Annotated in this window: 13 protein-coding genes; 6 read left to right on the plus strand and 7 right to left on the minus strand. The window is 56.0% G+C overall.

The features are described from left to right. Window positions 1-35: 35 nt before the first annotated feature. On the minus strand, window positions 36-683 hold the full coding sequence (locus AB1287_RS18335) for a tellurite resistance TerB family protein (RefSeq protein WP_312625963.1): 648 nt from the start codon (window positions 681-683) through the stop codon (window positions 36-38). A gap of 166 nt (window positions 684-849) precedes the next feature. On the opposite strand from AB1287_RS18335, the gene purT reads away from it, so the two are divergent. Next, window positions 850-2,028 (plus strand): formate-dependent phosphoribosylglycinamide formyltransferase, encoded by a 1,179-nt coding sequence (purT, locus tag AB1287_RS18340; protein ID WP_435618700.1) that lies wholly within the window; start codon window positions 850-852, stop codon window positions 2,026-2,028. 97 nt (window positions 2,029-2,125) lie between these two features. Here the strand turns inward: purT and AB1287_RS18345 are convergent, their stop codons facing one another. The 3 genes from AB1287_RS18345 to zwf form a co-directional block, all read right to left on the minus strand. Further along, window positions 2,126-2,764 (minus strand): bifunctional 4-hydroxy-2-oxoglutarate aldolase/2-dehydro-3-deoxy-phosphogluconate aldolase, encoded by a 639-nt coding sequence (locus tag AB1287_RS18345; RefSeq protein WP_312625965.1) that lies wholly within the window; start codon window positions 2,762-2,764, stop codon window positions 2,126-2,128. 39 nt (window positions 2,765-2,803) lie between these two features. Continuing rightward, window positions 2,804-4,615: a phosphogluconate dehydratase gene (gene edd, locus AB1287_RS18350; protein WP_435618701.1), complete on the minus strand. Its 1,812-nt coding sequence runs from the start codon at window positions 4,613-4,615 to the stop codon at window positions 2,804-2,806. 235 nt (window positions 4,616-4,850) lie between these two features. Further along, window positions 4,851-6,326, minus strand: a complete 1,476-nt coding sequence (zwf, locus tag AB1287_RS18355; protein WP_312625967.1) for a glucose-6-phosphate dehydrogenase — start codon at window positions 6,324-6,326, stop codon at window positions 4,851-4,853. A 111-nt stretch (window positions 6,327-6,437) separates the two neighbouring features. Here zwf and AB1287_RS18360 point away from each other — a divergent pair, with 111 nt between their 5' ends. The 3 genes from AB1287_RS18360 (at window position 6,438) to pyk (ending at window position 9,121) form a co-directional block, all read left to right on the plus strand. Further along, the gene (locus tag AB1287_RS18360; RefSeq protein ID WP_312625968.1) at window positions 6,438-6,680 is read left to right on the plus strand and encodes a hypothetical protein; all 243 of its coding nucleotides are present in this window, start codon (window positions 6,438-6,440) and stop codon (window positions 6,678-6,680) included. Window positions 6,681-6,682: 2 nt separating this feature from the next. Then, window positions 6,683-7,552, plus strand: a complete 870-nt coding sequence (locus AB1287_RS18365; RefSeq protein WP_312625969.1) for a MurR/RpiR family transcriptional regulator — start codon at window positions 6,683-6,685, stop codon at window positions 7,550-7,552. A 126-nt stretch (window positions 7,553-7,678) separates the two neighbouring features. Next, on the plus strand, window positions 7,679-9,121 hold the full coding sequence (gene pyk, locus AB1287_RS18370) for a pyruvate kinase (protein ID WP_312625970.1): 1,443 nt from the start codon (window positions 7,679-7,681) through the stop codon (window positions 9,119-9,121). 46 nt (window positions 9,122-9,167) lie between these two features. Here the strand turns inward: pyk and lpxM are convergent, their stop codons facing one another. The 3 genes from lpxM to znuA form a co-directional block, all read right to left on the minus strand. Next, window positions 9,168-10,139, minus strand: a complete 972-nt coding sequence (gene lpxM / locus AB1287_RS18375; protein ID WP_435618702.1) for a lauroyl-Kdo(2)-lipid IV(A) myristoyltransferase — start codon at window positions 10,137-10,139, stop codon at window positions 9,168-9,170. Between the two features lie 117 nt (window positions 10,140-10,256). After that, the gene (gene mepM / locus AB1287_RS18380; RefSeq protein WP_312625972.1) at window positions 10,257-11,576 is read right to left on the minus strand and encodes a murein DD-endopeptidase MepM; all 1,320 of its coding nucleotides are present in this window, start codon (window positions 11,574-11,576) and stop codon (window positions 10,257-10,259) included. 15 nt (window positions 11,577-11,591) lie between these two features. Continuing rightward, a complete protein-coding gene (gene znuA / locus AB1287_RS18385) occupies window positions 11,592-12,536 on the minus strand; it encodes a zinc ABC transporter substrate-binding protein ZnuA (protein ID WP_435618703.1) in 945 nt (314 codons plus the stop codon). 77 nt (window positions 12,537-12,613) lie between these two features. Between znuA and znuC the strand changes: the two genes are divergently transcribed. Both znuC and znuB read left to right on the plus strand, forming a co-directional pair. Then, on the plus strand, window positions 12,614-13,369 hold the full coding sequence (znuC, locus tag AB1287_RS18390) for a zinc ABC transporter ATP-binding protein ZnuC (RefSeq protein ID WP_312627479.1): 756 nt from the start codon (window positions 12,614-12,616) through the stop codon (window positions 13,367-13,369). Further along, window positions 13,366-14,151, plus strand: coding sequence for a zinc ABC transporter permease subunit ZnuB (znuB, locus tag AB1287_RS18395; RefSeq protein WP_312627477.1), 786 nt, complete (start codon window positions 13,366-13,368; stop codon window positions 14,149-14,151). The genes znuC and znuB overlap by 4 nt, the downstream gene beginning before the upstream one ends. Window positions 14,152-14,171 lie beyond the last annotated feature (20 nt).

The following is a 14,171-nucleotide window of genomic DNA, read 5'->3' on the forward strand; positions in this document are numbered from 1 at the left end:
GCAGTGCGATGCAAGCGAAACATGCTCAGAAAGGATTAAAGTGCCTGTTTTTGCGCCCTTAAGTCCGTTTCGATGCCGTCGCGTACCTCCTGCGGGATCGCCAGCGCGTCACCCAGCGCGTTCAGATAGCTACGCTCCATAAAGTGGTCAACGTCGATGGCTGCACAGCTCAGGAAATAGAGCTCAAGCGCTTCCTCCTCGTTGCGAACATCCTTTGCAAGTCGCTGAGGATCCAGCGGTTGAGCAATCGCTTTTTCCACCAGCTCTCGCCCCTGCGCTTCCACACCGGCCTCACGCAGCTGCCGATCGATAATGGCCCGCTCCTTGTCGTCGATATGGCCGTCGCTTTTGGCCGCAAAAACCAATGCCAGGATCAGACGCTCTGTCCGCAGATCCACGGGGCTGGTATGCAGACCATACTCAGGTTCGCTCTGATGCGCAGCGCGAACTTTCTCTTTGTATTTGTTCCATAACACGCTGCCAGCAACGGCACCGCCGCCAACAAGCAGCGCGCCGGTGCCGTATTTTGCCAGCAGCTTACGTGAGGATTTACTGGCGACCAGCAGCCCGGCAAGCCCACCAAGCGCGCCAGGCACCAGCAGTTTGTTAAGCCCCGAATCACCCGGCGATTTAGCAGAAGATTGTCCAAGCAGAGACTGAAGTTGATTGAGCCAGTTTGCCATATTGCCCTCCCGGCATTGCAAAGAATTCTCTCAGACTAAGCGAGGCGATGTCAGGAAATGTCTGTGACAACTAAAGATGCGCAAAGTATCGGACGTACGCCCTCAGAAGACACACGCAAACGTTTTCGTGTATACTGCAACCCTCTTTTTACTGTGGAAATGCGTTATGACTCAACTAGGCACCGCGCTGCGTCCGGCAGCAACTCGCGTCATGTTACTGGGCTCTGGCGAGCTGGGTAAGGAAGTGGCTATTGAATGCCAGCGTTTGGGCATCGAGGTGATTGCCGTCGATCGCTATGCAGATGCGCCAGCGATGCAAGTAGCGCACCGCTGCCACGTGATCAACATGCTCGACGGGCAAGCGCTGAAAACCCTGGTTGAGCAGGAAAAACCTGACTTTATCGTGCCAGAAATTGAAGCTATCGCCACTGATATGCTGATTGAGCTGGAGCAGTCTGGCCAACATGTTGTGCCCTGCGCACGCGCAGCAAAACTCACCATGAACCGCGAAGGCATTCGTCGCCTGGCGGCGGAAGAGCTTGGCTTGCCAACCTCCAGCTACCGTTTCGCCGACAGCGAGCAGAGTTTTCGCAAGGCGGTAAAGGAAGTCGGCCTGCCCTGCATCATCAAACCGGTTATGAGCTCCTCCGGCAAAGGGCAGAGCTTTATTCGTAGCGAAGCGCAGCTCCCCGCCGCCTGGGATTATGCTCAGCAGGGCGGTCGGGCAGGCGCAGGCCGTGTGATTGTTGAAGGCGTAGTTAACTTTGATTTCGAAATCACGCTGCTGACCGTCAACGCTGTAGACGGCGTCCATTTCTGCGCTCCGATTGGTCATCGGCAGGAAGATGGCGACTACCGCGAATCCTGGCAACCGCAGCAAATGAGCGAGCTCGCACGGGAACGTGCCGAAACCATTGCTCGCGAAGTTGTGCTGGCGCTTGGCGGCTACGGCCTGTTCGGCGTGGAGCTGTTTGTCTGCGGCGATGAGGTCATCTTCAGTGAAGTCTCTCCTCGCCCGCACGACACCGGCATGGTGACAATGATTTCACAGGATTTGTCAGAGTTCGCACTGCACGTCCGCGCTTTCCTGGGGCTGCCCATTGGCGCAATTCGCCAGTATGGCCCTTCGGCTTCGGCGGTAATCTTGCCACAGCTGACCAGCAGCAATGTCCGTTTCGGCAACCTTGATGCCGCCGTGGGCGCGGGCGTTCAGATTCGCTTATTTGGTAAGCCAGATATCAACGGCACGCGTCGTCTTGGCGTGGCATTAGCTACAGCAGAAGAGGTAGTAACGGCGGTGGAACGGGCGAAAGCTGCGGCTGGTGCCGTGAGCGTTAGGGCATAAAAAAAGCGCCGGATGGCGCTTCGCTTATCAGGCCTACGGGGTTTGTAGGCCTGATTAGGCGCAGCCGCCATCAGGCAGCCGCGCATAAGTACGGATATTACTTCGCGCCTTCCACCGCTTCACGAGCGATTTTAGTAATGCGTTCGTAATCACCGGATTCCAGCGCATCCGCTGGCACCAGCCAGGAGCCACCGATGCACAGCACGCTTTTCAGCGCCAGGTAGTCACGGTAGTTGGCCGGAGAGATGCCGCCAGTCGGGCAGAAACGGATGTGTGCAAACGGACCTGCAATCGCCTGCAGCGCTTTGGTGCCACCGTTGGCTTCAGCCGGGAAGAATTTGAACTCTTTCAGACCGTAGTCCATGCCAAGCATCAGTTCAGAGACGGTGCTGATACCCGGGATCAGCGGAATGGTACCTTCGGTGGCTGCTTTCAGCAGAGGCTCGGTCAGTCCAGGGCTGATAGCGAACTGCGCGCCAGCTTCGGTGACTTCTTTCAGCTGCTGAACGTTGGTCACGGTGCCTGCACCGACAATGGCTTCAGGCACTTCTTTGGCGATAGCGCGGATAGCGTCCATTGCACAGGCGGTACGCAGGGTCACTTCCAGCACGCGTACGCCGCCGGCAACCAGCGCTTTTGCCATTGGCACTGCGTGTTCCAGTTTGTTCACCACAATTACCGGCACTACCGGGCCGTTGGTCAGGATTGCTTCTGCACTTGTTTTCCAGTTTTTCATCAGAGTTTTTCTCTCGCCAGAATGAGTAATCTTGTCGTATTAAAAAGTGATGCAGGTCGCGCCCTGCTCTGCACCGGAGAGTTTCTCGCGCAGTGCGCTGAACAGCTCGCGCCCTGTTCCAACCCGTGATGCGCTCAGATTCGGCAGATGCGGCTTACGTGCAGCCAGTTCGGCTTCATCCACCAGCAGCGTCAGCTCGCCGGTCTGGCCGTTCACGCGAATCATGTCGCCATCGTGAACTTTTGCCAACAGCCCACCGTCGTAAGCTTCAGGCGTGACGTGGATTGCTGACGGCACTTTACCGGATGCGCCAGAGAGTCGACCATCGGTGACTAACGCAATTTTGAAACAACGGTCCAATAATACACCTAATGGCGGCATAAGTTTATGCAATTCTGGCATGCCGTTCGCTTTTGGCCCCTGAAGGCGCACCACCACAACACAATCCTTGTCCAGCAGGCCCGCTTCAAATGCAGGCAGGACGTCGTGCTGGCTCTCAAACACCACCGCAGGCGCTTCGATAATCTGGTTTTCCACCGGTACGGCAGAGGTTTTCATCACCGCGCGGCCCAGGTTGCCGCTCAGCACTTTTGTGCCACCGTGATGGGAAAAAGGTTTGTCGATGCAGGCGATTACCGCCTCATCCAGGGAGGCCTGAGCGCCTTCGCGCCAGTCCAGCTCGCCGTTGTTGAGCCACGGCTCCATGGTGTAACGCTTCAGGCCATGACCGGCAACGGTTTCAACATCTTCATGCAGCAGGCCGCCTTTCAGCAGTTCACGGATCAGCACCGGTACACCGCCCGCCGCCTGGAAGTGGTTGATGTCTGCCGGGCCGTTCGGATAGAGACGCGCCATCAGCGGCACCACTTCTGAAAGCTCAGAGAAATCATCCCAGTTGATGATAATCCCCGCCGCGCGGGCCATCGCCACCAGATGCATGGTGTGATTGGTGGAGCCGCCCGTTGCCAACAGCGCCACAATACCGTTAACCACCACTTTTTCGTCGAACATTTTGCCCAGCGGCATCCACTCGTTGCCGTTACCGGTCATGCGGGTGACCTGGCGTGCCGCCGCCGCGGTCAGTACATCACGCAGAGGCGCATCCGGATGAACAAACGAAGAACCCGGCAGCTGCATCCCCATGAACTCGATAACCATCTGGTTGGTGTTCGCGGTACCGTAGAAAGTACAGGTGCCTGGCGCGTGATAAGACGCCGCCTCGGACTCGAGCAGCGCCATTCGGTCAACCTTGCCTTCCGCATATAGCTGGCGAATACGCACTTTTTCTTTGTTTGGCAAACCGCTCGCCATCGGGCCAGACGGAATGAAAATGGACGGCAGATGACCAAAGGAGAGCGCCGCCATCGCCAGGCCCGGAACTATTTTGTCGCACACGCCGAGGTACAACGCGCCGTCGAACATATTGTGAGAAAGCCCTACTGCCGCAGACATGGCGATCACTTCGCGGCTCAGCAGGGAAAGTTCCATCCCGTCCTGGCCCTGGGTCACGCCGTCACACATCGCAGGCACACCACCGGCAACCTGGGCTACGGCATTCACGCCGTGCAGCGCTTTACGGATGATGTCCGGGTAGTGCTCGTACGGCTGATGGGCCGAGAGCATATCGTTGTAGGAGGTGATGATCGCAATGTTGTTGCGTAACATGCTTTTCAGAGAGGCTTTGTCGTCTGGCTGACAGGCGGCAAAACCGTGCGCCAGGTTACCGCAGGCCAGGTGAGAGCGCTGGACGGTGTCGGACTTCGCCTGATGAATGCGGGAGAGGTAGGCACTACGGGTCTCTTTCGAACGCTCGATAATGCGATTTGTTACGCGTAACAATGCAGGATTCATAAAAGCTCCTCAAATTCTGAGTGTCCGGGCTTTAGCATTAACACGGAATTCAGGAGTCATTAACAATGCTGAAACGCGCTTGTGCTGTAGCCCAGGGGCAAATTTATCTTGCGTCAGTGTAATAAAAAAAGCCCCGGCGGTGAACCACCCGGGGCTTAAAAGCATAATTATCACACGAGATGCTGTGTCAGATCATGTTACCGGTAAAATACCCAGATCGGAGTAGCGTCGGAACTTACTCAAACTCGTTCCAGGAGCGGCCGTCGCGGGTGATCATTGCGACTGAAGCAACCGGACCCCAGGTGCCTGCCTGATACGGTTTTGGCGCATCCTGATCGGCGGCCCAGGCTTCCGTAATCGAGTCGACCCACTTCCACGCCTCTTCCACTTCATCGCGACGCACAAACAGCGCCTGAATGCCGCGCATGGTTTCCAGCAGCAGGCGCTCATAGGCATCAGCCAGATGCGTTTCGTTGAAGGTTTCGGAGTAGCTCAGATCGAGCTTAGTGGTTTGCAGGTTGTGTTTGTGATCCAGACCCGGCACTTTGTTGAGGATCTGGATATCCACGCCTTCGTCCGGCTGCAGACGAATAGTCAGCTTATTCTGCGGCAGCTCCTGCCAGGACTCTTTGAACAGGTTGAGTTCCGGGGTTTTGAAATACACCACAACTTCAGAGCATTTGGTCGGCAAACGTTTACCGGTACGCAGATAGAACGGCACGCCCGCCCATCGCCAGTCGTCGATATCCACGCGGATAGCCACGAAGGTTTCAGTATTGCTGCTTTTGTTCGCGCCCTCTTCTTCAAGATAGCCAGGCACTTTTTTGCCCTGCGCGAAGCCTGCGGTGTACTGACCACGTACGGTTTTGTCGCGCACGTTGGAGCGGTCAATGCGGCGCAGGGATTTGAGCACTTTCACCTTCGCATCACGAATGCTGTCGGCGCTCAGATCGGACGGCGGCGACATCGCAATCATGCACAGAATCTGCAGCAGGTGGTTCTGGATCATGTCACGCATCTGCCCGGCCTGATCGAAGTAACCCCAACGGCCTTCGATGCCCACTTCTTCCGCCACGGTAATTTCCACGTGATCGATAGTGCGGGAATCCCAGTTGTTAACAAACAGGGAGTTGGCAAAACGCAGCGCCAGCAGGTTGAGCACCGTCTCTTTGCCGAGGTAGTGGTCAATACGGTAGACCTGGCACTCTTCGAAGTATTCGCCCACCTGGTCGTTGATTTCACGTGAGGTTGCGAGCGAAGTGCCCAGCGGTTTCTCCATCACAACGCGCGCCGGTTTGGCGTTGAGCTTCGCTTCGCCAAGGCCTTTGCAGATAGCACCGAAGGTGCTTGGCGGCATCGCGAAATAGTTAATCGTCACGCGCTCTTTCTGGTCGAGCATTTTGCCAAGACGGGTGAAGGCTTTGGTATCGTTAACGTCAAGATTGCAGAAATCGAGGCGACCGCTCAGGGTATCCCACAGACTCTCGTCAATCTTCTCCTTCATGAAGGTTTCCAGCGCCTCGCGCACCACTTTGGTGTATGCATCTTTATCCCAGTCGGCACGTCCTACCCCAAGGATACGCGTGTCCGGATGGATCTGGCCCGCTTTCTCCAGTTGGTACAGGGAAGGCAGCAATTTACGACGCGCCAGGTCACCCTTCGCGCCGAAAATGACCAGATCGCATGCCTGGGCCGTTTGCGTTACCGCCATGTCATTCTCCTCAGTTGGATTGCCTGGTACATCCGCCAGGCGCTATTTGTAATTTTCTTACGCTGCACTGTACTGTGTTTACGTGAATGCCGAAACCCCCGGGCCCGGTCGATGCCAGATAAAGGCATTTCTGGGAAAAAAAGCGCCATCAGCGCCGGGCAAGAGCCTCATTTTGTTCGTCATTTCGCCAGTCAGCGGCTGGCAAAAGTCGACTGCGATCATGTAATGAAAAAAAACAACGTAAATTGCCCTCTTTCCTCTGCATTGCAGAAATCCCAGGGGTATATTCTCACTAAATTGCACGTCGATTTCACCCCATTAATGGAATCGCTTTCACCGATGAGCGCCTGTTAACCATGAACATGCTGGAAAAAATCCAGTCCCATCTGGAAAACCTTAGCAAATCCGAGCGTAAAGTGGCGGAAGTGATCCTCGCCTCTCCGTCCCAGGCCATTCACTCAAGCATTGCGACGCTTGCCCTGCAGGCGGCGGTCAGTGAACCGACCGTCAACCGATTCTGTCGCAGTATGGACACCCGGGGATTCCCTGATTTTAAGCTGCATCTGGCCCAAAGTCTTGCCAACGGTACGCCATACGTAAACCGTAACGTCGATGAAGACGACAGCGTGGAAGCCTACACGGGCAAAATTTTTGAGTCCGCGATGGCAAGCCTGGACCACGTTCGTCACTCGCTGGACATGTCCGCCGTGAACCGCGCCGTCGACCTGCTGACTCAGGCAAAAAAAATCGCCTTCTTCGGACTCGGCTCGTCCGCCGCCGTGGCGCACGATGCAATGAACAAATTTTTCCGCTTTAACGTGCCGGTGGTCTACACCGATGACATCGTTCTGCAACGTATGAGCTGTATGAACTGCAGCGACGACGATGTGGTCGTACTTATTTCGCACACCGGGCGGACAAAAAGCCTGGTTGAGCTGGCGCAGCTGGCGCGTGAGAGCGACGCGATGGTGATAGCCATTACGTCAGCAGGTACGCCGCTTGCGCGCGAGGCATCGCTCGCCATTACGCTCGACGTGCCGGAAGATACTGACATTTATATGCCGATGGTTTCCCGGCTGGCCCAACTGACGGTTATCGATGTCCTTGCCACCGGCTTTACCCTGCGACGCGGGGCAAAATTCCGGGATAACTTGAAGCGGGTCAAGGAAGCCTTGAAGGAATCGCGGTTTGATAAGGAACTGCGGGTTAGCAGTGATAATCATTAAAAGTCTATAACAAGCTTGTAACCTATTTGCACATTCGGTTAAGTTCCAGCATTACGCTACGCACAGTGGGAACCGCCGAATTCCTGTTCACGCAACACCAAAATTGTTTCAGCAACGGAGTATTACATGTCCAGAAGGCTTCGCAGAACTAAGATCGTAACTACCTTAGGCCCGGCCACCGACCGCGATAATAACCTTGAGAAGGTGATTGCGGCGGGCGCTAACGTCGTCCGTATGAACTTCTCCCACGGCAGCGCTGAAGACCACAAACTTCGTGCCGATAAAGTACGCGAAATTGCAGCCAAACTGGGTCGTCACGTCGCCATCCTCGGCGATCTTCAAGGACCAAAGATTCGCGTATCCACCTTTAAAGAAGGCAAGGTTTTCCTCAACATCGGCGACAAATTCCTGCTGGATGCTAACCTCGGTAAAGGCGAAGGTGACAAAGACAAAGTCGGTATCGACTATAAAGGCCTGCCTGCCGACGTTGTGCCAGGCGACATCCTGCTGCTGGACGACGGTCGCGTTCAGTTGAAAGTGCTGGAAGTTCAGGGCATGAAGGTATTCACCGAAGTGACCGTTGGCGGCCCGCTTTCCAACAACAAAGGCATCAATAAACTCGGCGGCGGTCTCTCTGCAGAAGCGCTGACTGAGAAAGATAAGGCTGATATTCAGACCGCTGCGCTGATTGGCGTCGACTACCTGGCCGTCTCCTTCCCGCGCTGCGGCGAAGACCTGAACTACGCCCGCCGCCTGGCGCGTGACGCAGGCTGTGATGCTAAAATCGTTGCAAAAGTGGAACGTGCGGAAGCCGTCTGTAGCCAGGACGCAATGGACGACATCATCCTTGCTTCTGACGTGGTGATGGTGGCCCGTGGCGACCTCGGCGTTGAAATCGGTGACCCGGAGCTGGTCGGTATCCAGAAAGCCCTGATTCGCCGCGCCCGCCAGCTGAACCGCGCGGTGATCACCGCAACCCAGATGATGGAATCCATGATCACCAACCCGATGCCAACCCGTGCAGAAGTCATGGACGTGGCTAACGCCGTGCTGGATGGCACCGATGCGGTGATGCTGTCTGCGGAAACGGCTGCAGGCCAGTACCCTTCGGAAACCGTTGCCGCTATGGCACGCGTGTGCCTGGGCGCAGAAAAAATCCCAAGCATTAACGTCTCTAAACACCGTCTGGACGTACAGTTCGATAACGTGGAAGAAGCGATTGCGATGTCAGCGATGTATGCCGCCAACCATCTGAAAGGCGTGTCTGCGATCATTTCCATGACCGAATCTGGCCGTACCGCGCTGATGACTTCCCGTATCAGTTCCGGTCTGCCGATTTTCGCCATGTCCCGCCACGAGCGTACGCTGAACCTCACGTCACTGTACCGTGGCGTAACGCCGGTTTACTTTGACAGCGCCACCGACGGCGTAGCCGCGGCTAATGACGCAGTAAATCTGCTGCGTGATAAAGGCTACCTCGTCTCCGGCGACATCGTGATCGTCACGCAGGGCGACGTCATGAGCACGGTAGGCACGACCAACACAACACGTGTTCTGACCGTAGAGTAATTCAGCTCGCGGAAGCCTGTAAAAAAGCGCCTAACCGGCGCTTTTTTTATTTCCTGGGAAACAGTTCCTTTCGCTTGTACGGCTCGATTTCGCCCGGCTTGCGGGTTTTCAGCAGCTTGAGGATCCAGGTGTACTGTTCCGTGTGCGGCGTAACGAAAATTTCCACTTCTTCGTTCATGCGGCGCGCGATGGTGTTGTCATCAGCGACCATCAGATCGTCCATCGGCGGGCGGATTTCTACCGTCAGTCGATGCGTTTTGCCGTCATATACCGGGAACAGTGGCACCACGCGCGCACGGCAGACTTTCATCAGGCGACCAATCGCCGGTAACGTCGCCTTGTAGGTGGCAAAGAAGTCCACAAACTCGCTGTGTTCTTCTCCGTGATCCTGGTCCGGCAGATAGTAGCCCCAGTAACCCTCGCGTACGGACTTAATGAACGGCTTGATACCGTCGTTACGCGCATGCATACGTCCGCCAAAGCGGCGGCGGACGGTGTTCCAGATGTAGTCGAACACCGGGTTTCCCTGGTTGTGGAACATCGCCGCCATCTTCTGCCCTCTTGAGGCCATCAGCATTGCCGGAATGTCCACGCCCCAGCCGTGCGGCACGAGGAAAATGACCTTCTCGTTATTACTCTGCAGCTCCTCGACGATTTCGATGCCTTTCCAGTCGACTCGCTTGATGATCTTTTTGGGATCGCGCAGCCCCAGCTCGGCCATCATGACCATTGCCTGTGGCGCCGTAGCATACATTTCATCGATGATGGCTTCGCGCTCGGCTTCACTTTTTTCCGGGAAACAGTAAAGCAGGTTGATCTGCGCCCGGCGGCGGGAGCTTTTCGCCAGCCTGCCAACCTTTTTCCCCAATGCGCCCAGCAGCGGATCGCGGAACGAGGCGGGGGTCATTGCAACACCGGCGAACGCCAGCACGCCGAGCCACGATCCCCAGTAACGCGGATGCAAAAAAGCCTTTTCGAACTGAGGAATAAATTCACTGTTATTTTTTTTCGTTTCCATGCCTGTTCCAGAGTCGTGGCGGAAAAAAGGAATATGCAGATAGTTTAGCGACGTGCCAGACGCGACACAAAAGAAAAAGCCGACGCCCCTCAGGCATCGGCTTTAACAGGACAGGAATCAGTCAATCTGCAGTTGAGGAACCACTTCTTTAACCTGCGCCAGGTAGTCACGACGATCGGAGCCGGTCAGCCCTTCAGTGCGCGGCAGTTTGGCGGTTAGCGGGTTCACCGCCTGCTGGTTAATCCATACTTCATAGTGCAGATGTGGACCCGTAGAACGGCCTGTATTGCCCGAAAGCGCAATACGGTCACCACGTTTTACTTTCTGCCCCGGTTTCACCAGCAGCTTACGCAGATGCATATAACGCGTAGTGTATGTGCGACCATGGCGCAGCGCCACGTAATAGCCTGCCGCACCGCTGCGTTTCGCTACAACCACTTCACCGTCACCTACGGCCAGTACTGGCGTTCCCTGCGGCATGGCGAAATCGACGCCTTTGTGCGGAGCGATACGACCGGTAACAGGGTTCAGGCGACGCGGATTGAAGTTGGAGGAAACGCGGAACTGACGCGCGGTCGGGAAGCGCATAAAGCCTTTCGCAAGACCGGTACCGTTTCGATCGTAGAACTTACCGTCTTCGGCGCGGATCGCGTAGTAATCTTTACCATCCGAGCGCAGACGCACGCCCAGCAGCTGGCTTTGTTCACGCTTGCCGTCCAGCATTTCGCGTGACATCAGCACCGAGAACTCATCGCCTTTTTTCAGCTTGCGGAAATCCATCTGCCACTGCATGGCTTTAATCACCGCGCTCACTTCGCTGCTGGTCAGGCCTGCATTACGCGCGCTGGTGACGAAGCTGCCGCCGACGGTGCCTTTCAGCACGCTGTTGACCCAGTCACCCTGCTGCGTTTCGGCGCTCATTTTGAAACCGTTTGCAGCGCGGTCATAGGTGCGGGTTTCACGGCGGGACATTTCCCACGTCAGGCGTTGCAGATCGCCGTCGGCGTTCAGCGTCCAGGAAAGCTGTTGACCAATCTTCAGATTACGCAGGTCTTTATCGGCGGCGGCCAGCTGGCTGATATCGCCCATGTCGATGCCGTACTGGTTCAGTACGCTGCTGAGCGTATCGCCGGTCGATACAACGTATTCATGAACGCCAGCATCGCTGTCCGCTTTGTCGTCCAGCTCATCCTGAGGAATGGCTTCATCTTCCTGCGCCGCCTGATCGATAGGCTCGCTGGCTTCCGGTAACAGGGAACGGATTTCGCTCTTTTCGAGCTCAATGGTTCTGACAATGGGGGCGGAATCGGGATGGTACACGTACGGTCGCCATACAGCGACCGCTAAGGTGAGAACCGTCAGGGACCCCAGCATAACGCGGTGGGGTCGCGGCAAATTATTAAATGCCAGGGCGACAGAGCGGGCTATCTGTTGCACGTATTCACTTCCTCGTTAATCTCCTTTCAGGCAGCTCGAATACTGGTTCGCCAGTTGGGTCAGAAAAGCGGGATAGCTCGCTTTGCCCAACTGAATGTTGGTGCCTAACGGATCCAGCGTTCCCATACGAACGGTGGTTCCGCGGGCAACCGCTTCAACCACGGCTGGCCTGAATTGTGGCTCAGCAAAAACGCAGGCTGCTTTTTGCTCAACCAACTGTGTTCTTATTTCGTGTAAACGCTGCGCACCGGGTTGGATCTCAGGGTTGACGGTAAAATGCCCCAGCGAGGTCATTCCGTAGTGTTTTTCAAAGTAGCCGTAGGCGTCATGAAAAACGAAATACCCTTTACCTTTCAACGGTGCCAGCTCGTTACCCACCTGCTTATCGGTCGCGGCTAATTGTGCCTCGAAATCCTTCAGGTTGGCGTCAAGTTTGGCTCGACTTTGCGGCATAAGTTCCACTAATTTATCGTGGATTGCAACCGCCGACAGGCGCGCTATCTCTGGCGACAGCCACAGGTGCATGTTGTACTCACCATGATGGTGATCTTCATCACCTTTTTCCGCCGTACCATGGTCATGGTCGTGGTCATGTTCATCGTCATCAGCCCCTTTTATGAGCAACGGTTTCACGCCCGGCAGCATAGAAATCGTCACCTTTTTGGATTCAGGAAACGCAGTAGCCGTTTTGTCCATAAATGCTTCCATTTCCGGACCAATCCACACCACTAAGTCGGCGTTTCGTAAGCGTTTTGCATCACTTGGGCGCAGCGCATAGTCATGCTCGGACGCCCCGTCCGGCAGTAAAACTTCCGTTGGTGTGACGCCGTCGGCGATAGCGGAAGCGATGAATCCGAGAGGCTTAAGGGAAGCCACGACGGCAGCATTAGCCTGGGTCATTGTCGTGCTGAAAAATGCGGCGGAGAAGGCTGCGAAAAGAAGCGTCTTTTTATGTAACATAATGCGTCTTATGTTCGTAATGAATGAAAGAAGTGTGATATTATAACATTCACTGACTTGTGCAACCCCAAATTGTCATGACGAATCTCGTAACGCTCGAAAATATCTCGGTCTCCTTCGGCCAGCGCCGCGTGCTGTCCGCTATCTCGCTGGCGCTGAAGCCTGGCAAAATTCTTACTCTTCTTGGGCCAAATGGCGCAGGAAAGTCCACTCTTGTGCGCGTGGTGCTCGGGCTGGTAGCACCGGATTCCGGTACTATCAAGCGTGACGGAAAACTGCGGATCGGCTACGTCCCGCAGAAAGTACATCTTGATGCCACCCTGCCCTTAACCGTCAATCGTTTTCTGCGTCTGCGTCCCGGCACGCGCAAAGACGAGATCCTCCCGGCACTAAAACGTGTCCAGGCAGGCCATCTGATGGATGCGCCAATGCAGAAACTTTCCGGTGGGGAAACCCAGCGCGTGCTGCTGGCTCGCGCTCTGCTTAACCGCCCGCAGCTTCTTGTGCTCGATGAGCCAACTCAGGGCGTAGATGTCAACGGCCAGGTTGCGTTGTATGACCTTATCGACCAGCTTCGAACCGAACTCGACTGCGCGGTGCTGATGGTGTCTCATGACCTCCATCTGGTCATGGCGAAAACCGACGAAGTACTGTGCCTGAACCATCACATCTGCTGCTCCGGCACGCCGGAAGTGGTTTCGATGCATCCGGAATTTATTTCGATGTTTGGCCCACGCGGCGCACAGCAGCTCGGCATCTATCGTCATCAGCACAATCACCGCCACGATTTACAGGGACGCATTGTTCTGCGCAGAGGGAACGACCGCTCATGATTGAATTACTGTTTCCCGGCTGGCTCGCCGGGATCATGCTGGCCTGCGCCGCGGGCCCGCTCGGCTCGTTCGTGGTCTGGCGTCGGATGTCCTATTTTGGTGATACGCTGGCGCACGCCTCATTGCTCGGCGTGGCGTTTGGCCTGCTGTTAAACGTGAATCCATTTTATGCCGTGATTGCCGTAACGCTGATTCTGGCAGCAGGTCTGGTGTGGCTTGAGCGCCGCCCTCACCTTGCAGTGGACACGCTGCTCGGAATTATGGCGCACAGCGCATTGTCGCTGGGCCTGGTGGTAGTCAGCCTGATGTCCAACGTGCGCGTCGATTTGATGGCATATCTGTTTGGCGATCTGCTGGCCGTCACGCCACAAGATCTGGTATCCATTGCGCTCGGCGTGATTGTGGTTGTCGCCATTCTGCTCTGGCAGTGGCGAAATCTGCTGTCGATGACCATCAGCCCGGATCTGGCCTTTGTCGACGGCGTGAAGCTCCAGCGCGTTAAGCTGCTGCTGATGCTGGTGACCGCATTGACCATCGGTGTGGCGATGAAGTTTGTCGGCGCGTTGATTATCACTTCGCTACTGATTATTCCTGCCGCCACCGCACGCCGTTTTGCCCGCACGCCTGAGCAGATGGCAGGAATTGCCGTGGGCGTGGGAATGATTGCAGTCACCGGCGGCCTGACGTTCTCGGCGCTCTACGACACGCCCGCCGGGCCTTCAGTGGTGCTCTGCGCCGCCGCGCTGTTTATGCTTAGCATGAGCAAGAAAACGGCGCAGTAGCCTCCATTGCCCGGCGGCGC

The sequence above is a fragment of the Scandinavium sp. UTDF21-P1B genome, assembly GCF_040750395.1.
GTDB lineage: Bacteria > Pseudomonadota > Gammaproteobacteria > Enterobacterales > Enterobacteriaceae > Scandinavium.

Coding starts and splice junctions, on each gene's coding strand:
- lpxM (WP_435618702.1), bottom strand. CDS start 10,139: ATGGAAACGAAAAAAAATAACAGTGAATTTATTCCTCAGTTCGAAAAG.
- znuB (WP_312627477.1), top strand. CDS start 13,366: ATGATTGAATTACTGTTTCCCGGCTGGCTCGCCGGGATCATGCTGGCC.
- zwf (WP_312625967.1), bottom strand. CDS start 6,326: ATGGCGGTAACGCAAACGGCCCAGGCATGCGATCTGGTCATTTTCGGC.
- AB1287_RS18335 (WP_312625963.1), bottom strand. CDS start 683: ATGGCAAACTGGCTCAATCAACTTCAGTCTCTGCTTGGACAATCTTCT.
- znuC (WP_312627479.1), top strand. CDS start 12,614: ATGACGAATCTCGTAACGCTCGAAAATATCTCGGTCTCCTTCGGCCAG.
- AB1287_RS18360 (WP_312625968.1), top strand. CDS start 6,438: ATGCCAGATAAAGGCATTTCTGGGAAAAAAAGCGCCATCAGCGCCGGG.
- purT (WP_435618700.1), top strand. CDS start 850: ATGACTCAACTAGGCACCGCGCTGCGTCCGGCAGCAACTCGCGTCATG.
- AB1287_RS18345 (WP_312625965.1), bottom strand. CDS start 2,764: ATGAAAAACTGGAAAACAAGTGCAGAAGCAATCCTGACCAACGGCCCG.
- znuA (WP_435618703.1), bottom strand. CDS start 12,536: ATGTTACATAAAAAGACGCTTCTTTTCGCAGCCTTCTCCGCCGCATTT.
- AB1287_RS18365 (WP_312625969.1), top strand. CDS start 6,683: ATGAACATGCTGGAAAAAATCCAGTCCCATCTGGAAAACCTTAGCAAA.
- pyk (WP_312625970.1), top strand. CDS start 7,679: ATGTCCAGAAGGCTTCGCAGAACTAAGATCGTAACTACCTTAGGCCCG.
- edd (WP_435618701.1), bottom strand. CDS start 4,615: ATGAATCCTGCATTGTTACGCGTAACAAATCGCATTATCGAGCGTTCG.